Here is a 16,464-nt window from a genome sequence, read left to right as displayed (position 1 = left end):
CTCCTTCTTACTGGTGGCTCAGGTAGATGCCTGCGCGCTTGTTCTCGTAGCCGTCAACCACGCCGTACTTGCGGTACTTCACGATGTCCGCATCCGCATCGGGGTTCTGGTCCGCGCTGATGACGGTGGGGCCGGCGATGTGGCGGTCGAACTTGATGAGCGCGGGCTTGTGCACGATAAGGAAGTTGATCGGCTTAGAGAGCTCCGAGGGCTTCCAGCCGCCCGCGATCTCGTCGCCGTCGCGCCCGCTGAGCAGGTCGATGGCGGTGTTGAAGCGGCCACGGGGCACCTTGATGATGCCGGCGAAGCCGTCAAGCGCCTCGCGGGACTTGGTGGTGTCCAGGGCCTTCACGGACTTGAGCAGCGTGGAGGTGGTGAACAGGTAACGCTGCTCGTCGGGCACCTCGTTCTCGTCCATTTCCGTGGTGGCCGTGAGGATGGCCTCAAGGAACTGGGCGCCGCCCTCGATGGAGTCCGTGTTGTTGGTGATGCCGGTGAGCGCGGCGATCTTGGCGAAGGTGAAGGCATCGCCCTCAGGTGCCACATGCTCGCGCATCAGGATGTTCGCGGCCTGCCCGAAGGCGAGGTCGAAGGATTCCTGGTTGTCCATGGCATCGACCATGATCTTGGTGCCACGGTCGTAGTCGGCCTCCACGGTCTTCCACACGAGGGATACGCCGCTGTTGGAGGTGTAGCCGCTGGCGCGGTCGTAGTCTCCGAGGCCGCCGACCTCCATCTGCGGATAGCAGAACTCGTGGACGTTCTGGGTGGGGCGCACCTGGGAGGGGGCGCTGTCCAGCACGGAGGTGCAGGCCGCCTGGCGGTACACCTCGTCCAAGATGGTCTGGATGCCCTGGGGCAGGGTGATCTGGTTGGGCATTGGTTTACTCCTTTTCGTTGGTCAGCCCGAAGGTCTCGCGCATCTTCTTCGTGCGCTCGTCTTCGGGGTCGGGGGTCCCCTTGGGCTTGCCCCCTGTGGACTTGCTGTTATCGGTGGACGTGAACAGGTAGGGCGCGGCCTCTTTCAGCTTCTCGATGTCGCCATCGAACTCGCCGAGGCGTGCGCTCGCCGCCACCACGTCATGGCATCCGGCCGCCTTGAGCGCGCTCTCGGTCTTCGCAGTTTCCTGCTCGGCCTTCCACTGCTCGAACTCGTCCTTGAGGGCCTTGTACCCTTCGGCCTCGGCCTTCGCAGCGTCGCGCTCTGCCTCCACCTTCGCGATGTCGCGCTGGTACTTGTGGGCGTTCACGGTGCTGCCGGCAGGTGCAGCAGGCTGCGGTGTCGGCTCGGCTGCTGGTGCAGGCTCTGCGGCAGGTGCAGCAGGCTGCGGGGCGGGTGCCGGTTCCGCCGCAGGGGTCGGTGCCGGCGTAGGCTCGGGCGTGGGCGTGGGCGTCGGTTCTGTTCCTGTCATTGCTTCCAACCTTTCCTTCCGGGGTTTGGTTTCCGCGCTTCTCTGCGCGCTTCGGTACCTGATTGCCGCTCAGGCGGGCGATTGAGACCGTTGCCGCCGTCTCTCGCGCAGTTGGAAGTTTCCCCAAGGTGTCGCCTGGGCATGAAAAAGCCCCGCGCTCGGCGGGGCTTCACGGTTTCGCTAGACTATCGCGTCATCCGGCAGGCCGGGGTCGAACGGCTGCCCTGTGTCGAGGCACTGGCGTATTGCCGCAACGACCTCCTCGTCCGGCGCGCTCATCATCATCATACGGGGGAAGATGTCCCCGAACTTCGCCTTGTACTCGTCCATGAGTTCGTAGATCAGGTCATCCATCAGATAGCCCCTTTCTCAATCGCTTCGATTATATCCTCGAATATCTCCGCCGACTTCGGCAGGTACTGCTTGAGCACCGCAAGGCTCTCAGGGTTGCCGATGTGCGCGCTGTAGAACTCCGCGAACGCCTCGCGTGCGAGCGCGCCGCCGCCTTTGTCCCAGTACGATGTGCGATGCCCCCAGCCGCCGTCCACCTTGTTGCCGGTCGCGCCGCCGAAGATGTCAGAGAGGTCGGCCTTCTGGGCATCTGTCATGCCCCTGATCTCCTTGCCAACGGCCTCGTAGGCGCGCTGCTTCTTGACGGCCTCCTTGTACTGCGGGTCTTTCTTGACGGTGGCCACGATGCTCTTCTTGCTGGCCTTGATGGCCTTGACCTCCTCTGGCGTGTAGCCGTAGTCCTCCGGCTTGAAGCCTGGGGATGTCACGCGCTGGTACGCGCGGGCATCGTGCCGCAGCGCGGAGAACGTTGCCTCGGACAGCATACCTGCGTCGCGCATCCCCCTCAGGTCCATGGCGTCGATGAAGGCGGCGGCTTCCGCCTTGATGCGCGCGTGCACCGCATCGACGTAGGCGGTCGCCTCCTCCTTGAGCATCTTGCCGAAGGCGTTTCCCCTGTACTTCGTGGAGGCGTACATATCGCCATAGGGAACGCCTGCGGCACGCTTGGCCGCATAGCCCTGCGCCCCCGTGCTGATGTAGTCGATATGGTGGCCGAACTCGTGGAACCACGTGTTCATGGACGGCCTGCGCGCGTCGGCGTAGGTGTTGGCCACGTTGATGCGCACGCCCACGTCGCTGGGCGAGAAGTGGGCGGTGCTGCGGTAGGCGTGGTCGATGAGGCTCAGCTGGTCCTCGTATCGCAGATATAGCCGCGCCGCCGGCGTGGTGCCCTTGCCGACTAGCTTGGCCACCTTGTCCACGTGTTTGCCTTCCAGCTTCGCATATACGGGGGCGGACCTGTCCACGGCGGTCTTGGCCGCGTGCTGCGCGCCCTTGATCTTGCCGGGGTTTCGCAGCGTGCTCACGATGCTCTTGAAGATGCCCTGCTGGTCGGAGGCTGAAAGCGATGCGAAGTCTGCGGCGGTGCCCCCACGGCTGGCCATTTCCTTGGCTATGGCGGCGCGTGCCGCGCTCTTGGTGATTCCGTTGGCCTTGAGCGTCGCGGATGCGCCCGAGCCTCCCAGGAACTCGTCAACCTTGCGCCCGCTGGCCTTGATGGCGGTGCCCTTCGGCATGTCGCCAGCCCATTCTCTGTTCGGCCTCCTGGTGAGCACGGTGGTGCCGGGCTTCGCCTTGGCGTTGGCGTCGCTGATGAGGTCGCGCATGGCGCTCTGCCGATCTTTCAGCGTGCTCTGGGCCTTGAGCAGGTTGGTGCGGCTCTCAAGGCTGCCCGTCTTATCGTAGACCTGCTGCGCGCCCCTCAGTTCTCGCTTGGCCTCGCGGATGCGCCGCTCAAGGTACCGCTGCTGCTGTTCCAGTTCGTACACCTCCGAGCCTTCCAGCCCGCTGGGGTGCTGCGGGTTCTGCTCGTATGCCCTCGGCGCTCCGTGTCGGTACGGCCCGAAGCTGTGGCGGCAGTTCGCGCCCAGGAGGCCGTCCACGCTTCCGTAGCGCGTGGCCTCGTAGAAGTCGGCGTACTTGTGGCCGTCTATCTCCACCTCGCCGTGCAGGCTGTAGACCTGCCCCTGCCATGCGGCATGGCTCGGCCTGCTGTCCTCGTGGCTCGATACCTCCACAAGCGTGACCTCGCCGCGCTCCATCCGCTCCAAGGTCATGCGCGCGCCGTCCTGCGCGATCTGTGTGCGGATGTGACGGCGCACGGCCACGTCCACCTTGTTGGCCACGGTGACGATGCCGGTGCTGGCGTTCTGGTATGTGATGATCGGGATGCCCTCGCGTTCCAGCTTCCTCACGGCGGAGTGCAGTGCCCGCTCCGTGGTCATGGTGCCGGTGTTCACGCGCGTGATGGCCTCCACTGAGGCCGAGAGGAAGGCCTGCTTGGCGCCCTCCACCATCTGGATGTTGTCGCGTGCCAAGATTCTGGCCACGCCGTCAACGGTCGCGGTGACCTGTTGAGGCCATAGCGGCGTGCCCTTGCCCATCCGCCTGATGTCATCGGCATCGGATGCCTCTATCAGGCGCTCGGCGGTCTCGCGCACCCCGGCCGCGATGACCTCGCGCTCGTCGTTGATGTAGTCGCGAAGCTGTTGGGTGTGGGACTGGGCGAGGAGGTTGAGCTCCGTCATGGTCATCTGGTCAAGTTCCTCCACGTTGATGAGGGCGATGACCAGGTGGTCGAGCATCTTGGCCTCTATGTCGTTGTAGACGGCGGCAACCGCGTCGCCAGCCGTCTCGATCTGCTCAGGGGACAGCATTAGAAGCCCGGATCTATTGCTGCGGCCTGGTCGGGCACGGCGGCCGCTGCATCCTCCTCGTTGAATCCGCAGTAGTCCACGAGGTACTTGCGCTTGAGGGCGGGGATGCCCAGCATGCTGATCTCGGTGAGCGCCATGTTCTTGTCCGTCTGCGTGTCGGTGATGACGCTGTCATCGAAGTCGATGGAGACCGCTGCCTGCGTGTCCACCGCTGTGCCGCAGATGCCCTTGCAAACGCCCGCCACGCCGCGCACCAGCGTGGTGATGGAGCCGCTGAGGGCGTTCTGGTGCTTCCTGAGCGTTCTGGCCAGCATGCTGGAATCGCTCACCACCTCGGTGGCCGTTTTCAGGCCGTCCTTGTGGTCCCATGCCCAGTAGTTGTCCCCAAGCCCGCAGGTGAGGGAGAGCATCTTGAGGCCGGCGTTGATGGCTGCCTCGTTGTCGGCCACGCGCATTTCGGGATGCACCACCTTCATCGGGTCAGTGCCCTCCTCGCCGGGAGGCGTGCGGAACACGGTGTCATCGGCCTCACCGAATGCGGCGTACTCGGTGACCTTGTTGCCGTTCGCGTCCTTCTTGGTCTTCTTCTCGATCATGGTGTCGGTCACGAACATCTTGGGGCGGCCGACTCGCATGTGCACCAGCAGGCTGGTGAGCGCCTCGTCGGTGGCTTTGATGGCGCTGATGCCCTTCTCGAAGATGCTGGCGCCCATTGCGCAATAGCTGAAATGGGGATTCGGGACGGCGGGTTTCACGAGCGCGAAGGTCTGCTCGGTGCTCTTGGTGTCGAGGTCTGCGATAACGCTCTCAGGGAACACCATGCGGTGGCTCTTGATGTCGAACAGCTGCGTGAGGATGTGGTAGGTGCCGTCCAGCAGCACGTGGGCTTGGCATTGGTCATAGTCGCGGCCGTCCAGCTCCACCCGTGTCACGAACGCGCACTGCGTGCAGCTGTCAGCAGACCACGTGAGGGGGAGGCACTGGTGCGCCTCGTAGTCCTCGATCTCCACGCGCGCATCGGGGTGGAGCATGCCATCGTCCGAAACGTCATAGACCCCGCAGGCCCATCCCCCTGTGCCGAGGGCGAAGGAGCGGGTAACGAAGTCGGCCTGGTTCACGCCGAAGCCGCCGAAGTGGGCGGCTATGACTTTCTGCATCCCCTCGTCCTCGGCGGTGATGCCCAGCTTCTCGTTCATCAGCAGGTCGCTCCACGCTTCCGCCGCCAGTGCCGCAGGGTGCAGCGTCTCGCGGTCAACGCGGAAGCGGCGCATATTCCTGCTCACGCTGTAGTGATACCAGTTGTTGTCGGCCGTGTACCAGCCCCAGTATTTCCCGATGATTCCGCTCATGCGGGTGTCGGGATGGTAGCCCATCATCTTGAGCCATTCGATTGCGAAGGCGAAAGTGCCGCGCTCCTCTGCCATGCTATAACCCCTGCCTAATCCATACGGATGCCGCGTAGCCCGCAGCGTCCAGCGTGTCATCGTCTACCTTTGGCAGTGTCTCCGTAATGTCGCCCGACGGGGTTATGACGTACTCAAGGGCGGGAATCTGCTCAGCCGCGAGCGGGCAGGTGTTCGGGTCGATGACGATCTTGGTGAGGCGGTTGAACCACCGCACGCGCTCGCTTGGGGAGTTCACGCCCTGCTTGTAGGCCTTGCGCGCGTGAAGCCCCTGCTGCTGGTAGTACAGGATCATGCCCTTGGCCGCGCTGTCGCACCAGAGGTCTGCATCCTCCTCGTCCCATTCCTCAAGCCTCTCGGCCAGAAGCGGCGCGGTCTTCGTGTCGTGCGCCTCGCTGCCCGTGGCGCTGTCCTCATCGAGGAACCACAGCACGTGCTCGTCCACGTCATAGGCCACGCGCTCGTGAACCCACGGGTGGACGCTGCCGGCATCTACCCCGTGGGCTATGTTGTCCAGCGCCTCGCGCTCCTCGTCAGTGATGGGGCGCACCTCGATGATCTCAGGGTCGATGACGTTGGCTCCCGTGCCCGTGGCCTCGCCGTCGTACTCGTGACGGTACGCCTTGGGGTTGCGCGCCTTGAGTGCTTCGGCCACGGCGATGAACGCCTCGCCCAGCCACGCCCTCGGCGCATCCGTCCAGTGCGATCGGTGCACGGTGCGGCCCTCCTGGGGCTGCTTGCTCTCGCGGTTGACCCATGCGTTGGCTGATATGGGCGGGTTGTAGCTGAGGAAGGTCCACGTGGGCAGGTCGCCGCCGCCGCGCAGCACCGTCTGCTTCACGTTGCGGACGTAGCGGTAGCCGGGGAACTGGCTGGCCTCCTCGAACCACACATATGCGATATAGCCCTCCTCGGGCGCCAGGCCCTTGAGAGGGGAGTCCTCAGGGTTCACGTTGTCCGCCCCGAAGAAGTAGATCACGTTGCCCGTCGGCCTGTGCACGGCCTGCAGGGGCGACTTGCCCCATGTGAACTCGTCGGCCACGCCCATCCTCCGGGCGGCCTTCTTGATCTCCGCATAGACGGAGGTGCGCAGCTTGTTCGTCCGGTTGCGCATGCAGAGGGCATTGCGCCCCTGCACGGTGGTCACGCCGTTCACGATCTCGGTGGCGATGTGGCTGGTCTTGAGCGAGCCGCGCCCGCCTTCCTCCCATATCTCCTCGAACTCGTGGGCGATGATGGAGCGGTGCAGGTCGATGAAGGCGCGCCCGATGAGCAGCCCGAAGTCGTACACCCTCAGGATGCCGTCAGCCTTGCCCGTATCGTCGGGCAGCACGTCCAGCAGCTTGGAGCCTGTGGCCATCATTGCATCGGTGGCCGCCTTGTCGATGAAGCCCTCTCGCGCCCTCTCCACGGCTATCTTGGATGCATGGGCGTTCAGGGCCGCCATTCGGTTGATGACGGCCGCACGCGACGCGACAGCCTGCTCTGCGGCCGCATCCTGCAATTCCTTGACCCTTGCGGAAACCTTGGGCAGCTTCTCAAGGCGGCAAGCCTGCGAGTCCACCGCCGAGTCCTTCCACTTGACAGACTTCGGGTAGGCCTCGCGGTACGCTTGGCGCTGTGAAAGCCCACGGGCGCGGGCCTGGCAGTATTTCTCCTGGGGGGCGGTGAGCACTAGAAGCGTTCCCTGTGCTGTGTGACGCGCTTGCACCAAGGGCACCACATGGTCTTGATGTGGTTGCGCTTGCGCAGGTGGCCGCGCCTGCGGCGCACCGGCATCATGCCCCCGCACTTGCAGCACTTCATCTGGCTGAGCGGCATGGCGGTCCTCCTATCTTGGCGGTGATTCTCTTGGATGTGTCGCAAAACGTAAGGGAGCCGCCCTAGGGAAGGCGGCTCCGGTAGAGGAGGGTCGCGGCGCGACCGGGGAAGAAGGAAAGATTCAAGAAGCCCGATCGGCCGCATTGGCATGTTCCGCCATGTGTCGCCGGTACTCCTCCCGCCTGCGCTTGCGGGTCTGGGCGTGGTGCTCCTTGTCCGCGCGCAGGTGGCAGGGGGCGCACAGGGCGACGAGGTTGGACCTCTCGCAGTTCTCAGGCGTGTGGTCGATGTGGTGCACGGTGAGCGTCCTGCGGTGCGTGTCCAGCGGCTCTCCCGGCCTGCGGCACTGCTTCCCGCACTCCTCGCACTTCCACCCCGCCTCCTCCTTCACCTGGGCTGCTATCTGCTTCCAGTCCTTCGGGTAGCGGTGGCGCTCCATGGGCATCGCGTCCGCCCCCTAGCAGCACGGTGCCAGCAGCGGCTGGGGTGCGGGCGCGTTCGCCATCGTGGCTGCGGGCGCTGCGGGGCTGAGCCATTCCCTCCACGGGCGGCAGGGCATGCCCAGCGCCTCGGCGATGTCGTGCTCGATCTTCGCGCCACGGCTCCGCTCCCATCCGTCCAGCATGGCGATGCCGTCGTACAGCGGGATGGTGCTCTGGCCGTCGTTCGCGAGCATCTGGCGGATGCTGGTGCGCATAGCCTTGCCCCATTCGGTTCCCTGCTCGATGTAGTGGTGCGGGCAGTCGCACTCGTAGCCGTCCTTGCGCAGGATGGCGCGGACTGCCCTGAAGGTCTCCCTGTTGTCGTTCGGCTTACCCGTGACAGGCCCGATGAGGTAGAGGCGGGGGATGTCTCCGTAGGCCACCACCCTCTCGCATCCTCCGCATTCCCTCACGGTGTTGGGGTTGGTGCCGGCTGGCACCTCCCACCCGCATTTGGAGCAGACGATGCGCGTCATGTCCGTGTTGAGCTCAAGCATACACACGCGGTCGCTGGTTCGGCTAGTCATCAGTGAACCCCCCCCCGACGATTATGGCCGCGCGGGTGCACTTGGCTGCGGTTTCCAGCAGTTCGGCTCGAATCTCCCCAAGTTCTTCCTTGGTGTCGAACTTCTCACGTCCCTCGGCTCCCGCCATGAATGCGCGCTTGGCAAGATCGGTCACCACGGCCTGCACGGCTGTGTCGCGGTAGCCTCTCGCCACCTCGTACCGCTCAAGGTACTCATGCGCGCGGTCTTGGTAGCTTTTGTCCTCTCGGTAGCAGAATGCCTCGTCTATGTCGGCTTGAACCCCTACGGGCAGCGTGATCTCTTCCATCAATTTCCTCCTAGAAGATCGAGTCCACCGCTTCGATGCGGCGGCCTATGTGGTTGATTACGGGCACGGCCATGGAGTTGCCGCATGCCTTGTAGCGGGGAGCGTCGGGGGTGCCTCCCAAATCGGTCCATCCGTCGGGGAAGCCTTGCAGGCGCTCGCACTCCACGGGCATGAGTCGGCGCACTATGTAGCCGCTCGGTGTTTCGGCTGTGATGACCTTGCCCTCGTTTACGTATTGCGAGCCGATGCCCTTGTAGTCTCTTGCGCACAGCGTTCCGACTACATCGTCGCCGTTCGACAGGCTCACGATGGGCGGGTCCTTGTACTGCCTCGACGCTTGGCAGGGTGCAAGTTCCTCCTCGATCTCCGCATGTGCCTGACCTGATGCCATGCACACGGCGTGGCGGTCGGCGGTCGTGAGGGTGAACATCGCCCCATCGTCCTCGATGCCCAGGTGGTGGCCGCCATTCTTCTCCTCGCGGCCGATGATGTTGCCGCTTATGGCGTAGGCAACGCTCGGCACCTGGTTCGTTCCCGATTCGGCCGCCCTCAGGGTGGGGGCCACCTCGTCCTGCGCGGCAACGGATCCCGCCGTGGCTGACTGCCCCGCGCTGAATCCGATGCACACCGCAGGGGTGTGCCCCTGGGCGCTCATGGTGTGGCAGGGGTCTCCCCACTGGGGGTTGCTGCCGTTCCTGGGGTCGGTCACCTGGGTGGTGTCGATCGGCAGCACGTTGGACTGGAACAGCACCTGGTCTTGGCTAGTGGCAAGCGTCGCGCTCAGATCGTCCTGAATCAGAGGCCCAGAACCCCCCCCTGGGCAAGGCGATCCGGTATGGCGCAGCTTGAGCGTATAGCTTCCTGCAGGGCGGTCTTGAGCACCGGCGGCAAGGAGCGCCCGCGCCTCTCGGCTCGACGGATTATCCCCTCGCATGCAGTCGGGCTCAAAAAGTACTCCTGCGGCGCATCCGGGCACAGGATGTCCGACAAGAAACACACGGCGCCTTCTCTGGGGTACTCCGAAGAACTGAGCGTCCAGCACTCGCCACGCGAGAGCATACCCGCAGTCTTCCAACTCCCCGAGGAGGGTGCCAAAGGCTCGCCCTTCGTCCTGTGACAGAACTCCGGGGACGTTCTCCCAGATGACCCAGCGGGGCTTAGCTTCTCTAACACAGCGGACGAACTCAAGCATGAGCTGACCTCGCTCGTCCATAAGTCCAAGTCTTCGCCCTGCCATGCTGAACGCTTGGCACGGGCTTCCTCCGATGACAACATCGACGCTCCCTTCGTATTCGGTCCAGTCAACCCCGGCCACGTCTCCCAAGTTGGGCACGTCCGGGAATCGCTTTGCTAGCAGGTCGCAGCAGAACGGCTCGATCTCCGAGAAGGCCACGGGGTTCCAACCGAGGGAAGCCCAGGCCACGGAGGCGGCCTCTATGCCGCTGAAAAGGCTGATGTAGTTCATTCCTCCTCCATTTGCAGGTCTCGCATGAGGTCATAGGCTTGGTCGGCCGCCTCCCAGACCTCCCAATCGGGATCGAAGCTGGCCGCAGCGTCGAAGGCATCGCAGTCATTCCCGACGGTCACGACGCTATCGGGTTCAACGAACTCGCCGATCTCGTCACAGAAGCCATGGGCGCCGCAGGGGCACTCGTGGAAGTGGTTGCAGTCTCCGCAGTGGGCGCGGAACGTGGGCGGTTCGGGCGGGTCGACCCAGTCTCGGTCTCTCATTCCGAAGCTCATAGCGGCCTCCATCCGTCCATCCTGAGGGCGGTGAGGTAGTCGCACGCCTCGTCCAGGCGGATGTACTCCCAATGGCCCGCGCAGGCTATCGCGTCATCATCGACCCAGCGGAAGTAGAGCCGTCGATGGTGGGCGAGGCCGTGGCAGTATTCGCGGCCGTCCGCGTCTTGCAGGTTGTTGCCGAAGCCGCAGAGCGTGATGGTCGGCTTCTCGATCTCGCGCCCCTCCACGAACATCTTGCCGGCGCTTCGGAACACCACATGGTGCTGCTCAAGCGGCCACGTGCGGCCGCACACCGCGCACCGCGCCATCCTCACGGACGGCTTGCCCATCATCGGCTGGTACATGGCCGGCAGAGTAGTGACCTTAGCCATTTAAGCCACCCCCCCCCGCAGATTTCGCGCGGGCGACGCGCTCATTGGCCAGGGCGCAGTATTCCGGGCTGAGTTCGTACCCGATGAAGTGCCGCCCCGTCTCGATGGCCGCCACCGCCGTGGTTCCCGACCCCATGAAGGGATCCAGCACTATCGCGCCCTCGTCGGCGATCTCCATGAGCGCCTTGATGAGGTTCAGCGGCTTCTGGGTGGAGTGGATGCGCCCTTCGCCTGAGGGGGCTGCGAACTTGTACGCGCCGGGCAGGTACTTGGCACCGGCCACGGGCGTGCGGTCTATCGCCCCCTTGGTCGCCCAGACCGCGTACTCGCACTCGTTGCGGAAGCTGTTGGGCTGAGGCCGCGCGGCGGTCTTGCGCCACGGGATGATGCCACGAAAGACGAAGCCCGCAGCCTGAATCGCGTCGGTGACGTTGGCCAGCTGCCTCCAATCCGAGAAGACGATGGCGCTGGCACCGTCGGCCATCGCCCTGTAGCACTCGCCCATCCAGAGCACCGACCACAGCACGAAGCTGCGCTCGTCACGGCTGTCCCCGTAGAACTCCGGCTTCTTGGCCGCATCGTTGGTCTGGTACTTCTCGGACGTTGCGCCCGACCGGTCGCCCCGGAACATGCCGCCGCTCGAATAGGGCGGGTCGGTGAGCAGCATCCCCACCATGCCGTCGGGGATGTCGGAGAGCGCCGGCAGCATGTCGCGGCACTCGATGATGTCAATCTTGGCCATTGAGCCTCCTATCCGGCCCCTCAAGGGGGACCTGCTTGCATGAGGAGGCGAGGCGGGACGCTATGGCCACGCCGACCGCCCCCTCGGTGATGTTCTTGGCTATCTCGCTGAGGCGGTAGTTGGACGTGACGATGGTGGGCAGCATGGCCTTGTCGCGCTTGTCGATGATGGCGAACAGGCGCTCGCAGGCGTAGGCCGTGTTTGAGGCCTCCTTGCCCAGATCGTCCAGGATGAGCACGTCGCAGCCGGCCGCCCGCTCGAAGAGGGCGCGGTCCTCGTCCTTGCGGCTCCGCATCGCGTCCATGAGGTCGTAGGTGGCCACGGCCATGACCCTGCGCCCCGTCTCGATGAGTTGCAGCGCCGCAGCCATGGCCAGCGTGGTCTTGCACGTTCCGTTTGGGCCGAAGATGTAGAAGCCCTGCCCCTCGGAGGCCAGGGCGGCCATCTTCGCGGCGTAAGGGTGCGCGGCATCGCGGTAGCGGAGGGGTATGCCCGCCCTCTCGATGGCGCGCTCTTTCGCCTCGGCCTGCTCCTTGGCGGCCTTGTGCCGCTCGGCCTCGGCGATTGCCTCCCGCTCGGCCACAGCCCCTGGGCAGCCGCAGTCCTCGTGCCCCCAGAAGGCGGGGATGCCGTTGAACTCGACGGGCGTTCCGTCTTCGAGGACCACCTTGCGGGGAGGCCTCATCGCGCCGCAGTGCTCGCAGCGGATGGGCTTCTCGGCCTCGAAGGCCCCGAGCCTAGAACTGGTCGTAAGCGGCATACGCCTCGGCCTCCTTCTCCTCGCCCTTGGCCTCGTGCATGTACTGCTCGAAGTGATCGGGGCTGAACAGCGTGTTGGGCGTGAGCCGCTTGCTGAACTTCGTGCCCTGCCACTCGTCGCGCTTGTAGGCGATCATCGAGCGCACCTGCTCGACGGTGTAGCCGCCTGCGCAGCGTTCCAGCATGTGCCGGCACTTCTCCGGCATCGTGGTGTACGTGGTCCCGAGGAACTCGTTGAGAGCGCCGAGGCATTGGAGCCAGAACGGCGCATCTTGCAGGCTGCTCAGCATTGGGGGGATATAGGGGGGTATCTCTACCTCTATCTCAACCTCATCCTCAGCATCCGAGTTGTTCGATGCCTGTGCATATGCCTGCGCATCTGCTTGTGCATATGCTTGAGCATCCTGCTTGGCACTTGCTTCGGCATCCTGCTTGGCAGGTGCCTGCGCTTGCTTCTTGCCCCATCTGGCCTGCGCCATCTTGCGTCCGCGCTCACTAGCCTCGTCACCCATGTCGATGCGCTGCTTGAGGGCGATGAAGGTGGGCAGCCACGGAGGGCTGCCCTTCGGCTCCTCTTTGGTGAAGCGGTAGTTCGCAAGGGCGTACAGGAACGGGGCGCGCTGCTTCTCAGGCATTGCTTGGCATGCCGCCCAGAAGTCATCGTGTATAACCATTCCCATGCCGCGCCTCCTTAGAACGGGATGTCTTCGGGGGCGTAGTCAGGCTCGGCGCATTCCTCATACTCGGCATCCGCCGCATAGCCGTCCTGCTCGGCCTGTTGTGCCGTGAGTTCCTGGTGGTTGCGGATGTTCACGGCAAGGAAGTCGCTGAGCTTCACGATGTCCTCGGCCGTGTACATGTTGATCGCTTTGGGGCTTCCGTCGGGGTTGAGGATGCTGGCAGCCATCCAGCTGGTGATGCCCTCCTCTTTGGTGCCGAGTTCGATGGCCTGCCGCTTCTGATCTGCAACCTGCTGCCAGAGCGCCTTGCGCGGGTCTTCCTGAGGCTGGGGGGCGGCCTGTTCCTCGACCACGTCTTCAACGATGTACTCCACGGCCTCCTCTTCCTGAGGCTGTGGGGCGGCCTGTTCCTGCTGCCGCACCTGGTCCATTTCCTCAGCGCCGTAGAGGCCGCCGAGGTCTTCGGGGAACGCCTCGCGCAGGGCATGGCAGAGCGCCACCTTGCGAATCATGGTCGCGGGCATCTTGCTCCAGCCGTTCTTGCCGTAGCGGTCGGGCGCGGCGTACTCGGAGAGGGCAACCTCCTCGAAGATGGGGCAGGCGTACCCGTCCAGGTATACCTTCGCCCAGCCGCCTATCAGTTCCTCGCCTTCCAGCAGCATGGAACCCTCGCGGCGCTCGATGATCTTCCTTATGCCGCCGTTTTCCTTGACCCTGCGTATGAAGGTGATGCCGGCCTCGTGGCCTCTGTACTTCTTGTTGCGCGTCGCGCGCTTGACGAACGCATCCTTGCCGGCGATGACCGACGCGGGCTGGTTGCCGTACTTGACGATGTAGGCATCGCGGGTGAACGGGTTGAGGCGCTGGGACTGACAGAGCCGCAGGAACATCTTGACCTCCTGGGAGGTGACGTTCTCCATGGCGTTGCCGTTGGCTGCCATGAGGTCGCGCACGTCCTGCTCGGTAACGCGGATGTCCTGGCCGTTGTCGGCCTTGTACTCCACGATCTCGCTACTCATCGGTGACCACCCCCGCGAACTTGATGGAGGCGCCCGTGATGCCCATTCCCTTCAACGTCGCGGCAACTTGCTGCGCGAACGCCTCGGTGCCCTGGAACTCCATGGCCAGAGACCAGCGGCAGACCGGCGGAGCGGCCGCTGTGGGCTGATCTGGGACGGGTTCAGGCTCCGGTGCGGGTTCGGGTGCCGTGCGCTCGGCCTTGACGGCCTCGGCGGCTTCCTGCGCCGCCTTGAACTCGGCCATCTGGCGGTCGCGCTCGTTCAGCTGGTCTTCCAACTCAAGCGCGCCGATGAGGTCCAGGGTGTCAGCGTAGTGCTTGACCACCTCGTCCTTGTGAGCGAGTTCCTTGGTCTGCAGCGTGTTGTAGCCCTTGAGCGCCTTCTCGACCTTCTCGTAGAGTTCATTGACGGCCTTGACCTCGTTGGTGGAGCGGTTCAGCCACTTGTCCTCCAAGATGGCGGCGAAGGGGATAACGTCTGCGATGGGGCCGGCGCATCCCGCGTACTCCTCGGCCAGCGTTTCCCGACGCTGCGCCTTGAAGTTGGCATCGGCCTCATCAACCTGCTCCTTGATGTTTGCGCGTGCGCTGTCGATCTTTGCGGTGATGGCCTTGACCCTCGCCTCGAACTCCTTGAGCGGAGCCTCGTATATCTTCTTGACGCGCTTGCGCTCCGCCTCGATGGGCGCTTTCAGCTTGTTGAGGTCGGCCATGCAGGTGCTCCCCATCTTGATGGTCTCGTAGTCGTTGGGGTCAAGCTGCGCGCCGATGTACGGCTCGATCTGCTGGTCCACGTAGGCATCCAGCGCGGCGAGGTTGTCGGAGAACACGGCGGGGGTGTAGGTCACCTCCAGCGCGTCGGTCGGCTCGATCACCTCGGCCGTCACCTCGATGGTTCCTTCTTCTGTCATTTGGTTGCCTCCATGCAATCGGTTGCTTTCTGGTAGATGGCCTGCTCGTCCTCATCAGGCTCGTAGCCGTCGGCCTCCATCGCGTCCATAAGGGCGATGTACCGCTCGCACGCCTTTGGGCGCGGCTTGCCGGTGCCGTCGAGGATTCCGCAGCCCGGCGCGTCGTTCATGCTCTCGAACAGCAGGACGATCTCCGAGTGCCCGACGTTGAGGCGCTTGGTGCCGGTCGCTTCGAGGAACGTCTTGACCAGCGGGGCGTGGCGGTTATCGCTCTCGGCCACGAGGCGGGAGAGGTTCGGCAGGAGGCTCTGGGCGGCCAGCTGCTCGGCGAGCCAGGCGCGGCGGTTGCCCGTGCCCTCGGCGTAGAGTTCGGCCATGGCCTCGGCCTCCGCGCGGGCGCTGTCTTCCTCCACCTGCTCAGGCGCGGGCGGCTCCTCCTCAGGGGCAGGGGCCAAGATCATGAAGAATCCGGGAATGCTGTGGCGCATGGCCACGCAGCCATCGGGCAGGTCTTCGGGAAGCTGGGCGATCTTGTTGAGGTTGCACACCATGGCCATGCCCTGCGCGTCATCCACGACGGCGATGCCGCGCGCCGCCAGTTCCGCCGCGAGGTCCGTGGCCGCGCTCTCCTTCTTGCGGCGAGCCTCGAAACGCTTGGCCACCGTCTGGTACTCGCGCTCCGAGCAGTTGGTGAGCGCCTTCACGGCCTCAGGGTCATCGGCGAACTCGCCGATCGCGATGAGGCGCATGAGGCTCATATCGTCGGCGGCATCCTCCACGACCTTGGCCGCGCGGCGCACCTTGGCGGCCTTCTCGACGGTGAGGCCCGACACCTCCGCCACGTACTCATCGGTGCCGAACATGGCCAGCTGGCGGACGAAGCGGCTCTCCTCCACGGCCTCGTACTTCTTCTTGGTGTTCGTGCGCACCACGGTCTCGATGACGGCCTGCAGGGTGCTCTCGTCTTCCACAATGGCGGGGAAGGTCTTGGTGCCCAGCTCCTTCATGGCCATGATGCGGCTGTTGCCGGCCTTGATGCGGTAGATGCCGCCGTCGCGCACGAGGGTGACCATTTCGTCGGGGATGCCCTTGGAGCGCATCGAGCGGGCGAGTTCCTGGACGTAGGCCTGGTTCTCTTTCAGCGTGTAGTCGCGGCGCGCCAGATCGTTGCCGAACTCATCGACCAGCGGGTACACGTCCTCGATGCTGACGGTTTCGATTACGGCGCTCATTAGCGGTCACCCCGCACGATGAAGGCATCCACTACCTCCACGCCGTTGGCCTTGAGGAGTTCGATGACTTCGCGGGCTGCGCTCATCACCTCGGCGGGAGGCTCTGCCTCCAAGGCGAGGAGGCCGTTGTCCAGGTACTTGGGGAACTCGGCTCCGTGCATGTCGCTGCCTTCGGGGCAGGTGAGGTACGAGAGGACGCACGCGGCACCCTCGATGAACTCAGGCTCAAGGTCGTAGTCCTCAAGCGTCCCCACGATCTCGTCGGCGAACTCGCGGGGGATGTAGCGCCCCGCACGGTTGCGCTTCATCTTCTCAAGTTTCATT

At 64.5% G+C, this 16,464-nt stretch carries 21 protein-coding genes and 1 pseudogene; 1 reads left to right on the top strand and 21 read right to left on the bottom strand.

Features of this window, described 5'->3' with window-relative positions; genetic code table 11:
- Positions 1-7 precede the first annotated feature (7 nt).
- From Q5064_RS01270 to Q5064_RS01220, 11 genes are all read right to left on the bottom strand, one after another.
- Positions 8-880 carry a hypothetical protein gene (locus Q5064_RS01270; protein WP_242166506.1) on the bottom strand — a complete coding sequence of 291 codons (873 nt, stop codon included), beginning with the start codon at positions 878-880 and terminating at the stop codon, positions 8-10.
- Between the two features lie 4 nt (positions 881-884).
- On the bottom strand, positions 885-1,412 hold the full coding sequence (locus tag Q5064_RS01265; RefSeq protein ID WP_302961601.1) for a hypothetical protein: 528 nt from the start codon (positions 1,410-1,412) through the stop codon (positions 885-887).
- Between the two features lie 180 nt (positions 1,413-1,592).
- Positions 1,593-1,766 carry a hypothetical protein gene (locus Q5064_RS01260; RefSeq protein WP_160345547.1) on the bottom strand — a complete coding sequence of 58 codons (174 nt, stop codon included), beginning with the start codon at positions 1,764-1,766 and terminating at the stop codon, positions 1,593-1,595.
- Positions 1,766-4,141 carry a phage minor capsid protein gene (locus tag Q5064_RS01255; RefSeq protein WP_302961599.1) on the bottom strand — a complete coding sequence of 792 codons (2,376 nt, stop codon included), beginning with the start codon at positions 4,139-4,141 and terminating at the stop codon, positions 1,766-1,768. Before Q5064_RS01255 ends, Q5064_RS01260 begins: the two co-directional genes overlap by 1 nt.
- Positions 4,141-5,565, bottom strand: a complete 1,425-nt coding sequence (locus Q5064_RS01250; RefSeq protein WP_302961597.1) for a phage portal protein — start codon at positions 5,563-5,565, stop codon at positions 4,141-4,143. The genes Q5064_RS01255 and Q5064_RS01250 overlap by 1 nt, the downstream gene beginning before the upstream one ends.
- Before the next feature lies 1 nt (position 5,566).
- Positions 5,567-7,219: a PBSX family phage terminase large subunit gene (locus Q5064_RS01245; protein WP_302961595.1), complete on the bottom strand. Its 1,653-nt coding sequence runs from the start codon at positions 7,217-7,219 to the stop codon at positions 5,567-5,569.
- Positions 7,219-7,365 (bottom strand): hypothetical protein, encoded by a 147-nt coding sequence (locus tag Q5064_RS01240; protein WP_160345556.1) that lies wholly within the window; start codon positions 7,363-7,365, stop codon positions 7,219-7,221. Before Q5064_RS01240 ends, Q5064_RS01245 begins: the two co-directional genes overlap by 1 nt.
- Before the next feature lie 121 nt (positions 7,366-7,486).
- A complete protein-coding gene (locus Q5064_RS01235) occupies positions 7,487-7,810 on the bottom strand; it encodes an HNH endonuclease (protein ID WP_302961592.1) in 324 nt (107 codons plus the stop codon).
- A 12-nt stretch (positions 7,811-7,822) separates the two neighbouring features.
- Positions 7,823-8,344: a DUF4406 domain-containing protein gene (locus Q5064_RS01230; RefSeq protein ID WP_302961591.1), complete on the bottom strand. Its 522-nt coding sequence runs from the start codon at positions 8,342-8,344 to the stop codon at positions 7,823-7,825.
- Between the two features lie 22 nt (positions 8,345-8,366).
- Positions 8,367-8,681 (bottom strand): hypothetical protein, encoded by a 315-nt coding sequence (locus tag Q5064_RS01225; protein ID WP_302961590.1) that lies wholly within the window; start codon positions 8,679-8,681, stop codon positions 8,367-8,369.
- 10 nt (positions 8,682-8,691) lie between these two features.
- Positions 8,692-9,432 (bottom strand): DNA cytosine methyltransferase, encoded by a 741-nt coding sequence (locus tag Q5064_RS01220; RefSeq protein WP_302961687.1) that lies wholly within the window; start codon positions 9,430-9,432, stop codon positions 8,692-8,694.
- Between the two features lie 84 nt (positions 9,433-9,516).
- On the opposite strand from Q5064_RS01220, the gene Q5064_RS01215 reads away from it, so the two are divergent.
- Entirely contained in the window at positions 9,517-9,798 is a 282-nt protein-coding gene (locus tag Q5064_RS01215) for a hypothetical protein (RefSeq protein ID WP_302961691.1), read from the top strand.
- On the opposite strand, the pseudogene Q5064_RS01210 reads toward Q5064_RS01215, so the two are convergent.
- The 10 genes and pseudogenes from Q5064_RS01210 to Q5064_RS01165 form a co-directional block, all read right to left on the bottom strand.
- Positions 9,721-10,146, bottom strand: a pseudogene (locus Q5064_RS01210) (DNA cytosine methyltransferase); the annotation flags it as partial. The gene Q5064_RS01215 and the pseudogene Q5064_RS01210 sit on opposite strands and share 78 nt — an antisense overlap.
- Positions 10,143-10,424, bottom strand: a complete 282-nt coding sequence (locus Q5064_RS01205; RefSeq protein ID WP_302961588.1) for a hypothetical protein — start codon at positions 10,422-10,424, stop codon at positions 10,143-10,145. The gene Q5064_RS01205 and the pseudogene Q5064_RS01210, both read right to left, overlap by 4 nt.
- Complete coding sequence (locus Q5064_RS01200; RefSeq protein ID WP_302961586.1) at positions 10,421-10,798, bottom strand: hypothetical protein; 378 nt, start codon at positions 10,796-10,798, stop codon at positions 10,421-10,423. The genes Q5064_RS01205 and Q5064_RS01200 overlap by 4 nt, the downstream gene beginning before the upstream one ends.
- Positions 10,791-11,540, bottom strand: a complete 750-nt coding sequence (locus Q5064_RS01195) for a site-specific DNA-methyltransferase (protein ID WP_242166519.1) — start codon at positions 11,538-11,540, stop codon at positions 10,791-10,793. Before Q5064_RS01195 ends, Q5064_RS01200 begins: the two co-directional genes overlap by 8 nt.
- Positions 11,527-12,300, bottom strand: a complete 774-nt coding sequence (locus tag Q5064_RS01190) for an ATP-binding protein (RefSeq protein ID WP_302961584.1) — start codon at positions 12,298-12,300, stop codon at positions 11,527-11,529. Before Q5064_RS01190 ends, Q5064_RS01195 begins: the two co-directional genes overlap by 14 nt.
- Positions 12,278-12,979 carry a conserved phage C-terminal domain-containing protein gene (locus Q5064_RS01185; protein WP_242166521.1) on the bottom strand — a complete coding sequence of 234 codons (702 nt, stop codon included), beginning with the start codon at positions 12,977-12,979 and terminating at the stop codon, positions 12,278-12,280. The genes Q5064_RS01190 and Q5064_RS01185 overlap by 23 nt, the downstream gene beginning before the upstream one ends.
- 11 nt (positions 12,980-12,990) lie before the next feature.
- Entirely contained in the window at positions 12,991-13,998 is a 1,008-nt protein-coding gene (gene bet, locus Q5064_RS01180) for a phage recombination protein Bet (protein WP_302961581.1), read from the bottom strand.
- The gene (locus Q5064_RS01175; protein WP_302961579.1) at positions 13,991-14,908 is read right to left on the bottom strand and encodes a DUF1351 domain-containing protein; all 918 of its coding nucleotides are present in this window, start codon (positions 14,906-14,908) and stop codon (positions 13,991-13,993) included. Before Q5064_RS01175 ends, bet begins: the two co-directional genes overlap by 8 nt.
- Positions 14,905-16,140 (bottom strand): ParB N-terminal domain-containing protein, encoded by a 1,236-nt coding sequence (locus Q5064_RS01170; protein WP_302961577.1) that lies wholly within the window; start codon positions 16,138-16,140, stop codon positions 14,905-14,907. The genes Q5064_RS01175 and Q5064_RS01170 overlap by 4 nt, the downstream gene beginning before the upstream one ends.
- On the bottom strand, positions 16,140-16,463 hold the full coding sequence (locus Q5064_RS01165; protein WP_302961575.1) for a hypothetical protein: 324 nt from the start codon (positions 16,461-16,463) through the stop codon (positions 16,140-16,142). Before Q5064_RS01165 ends, Q5064_RS01170 begins: the two co-directional genes overlap by 1 nt.
- Position 16,464 lies beyond the last annotated feature (1 nt).

This window comes from uncultured Adlercreutzia sp. (assembly GCF_958431955.1).
Taxonomy (GTDB): Bacteria; Actinomycetota; Coriobacteriia; order Coriobacteriales; family Eggerthellaceae; genus Adlercreutzia.
Note: the sequence above shows the minus strand (reverse complement) of the source record. Positions and strands in the feature narration are given on the sequence as shown.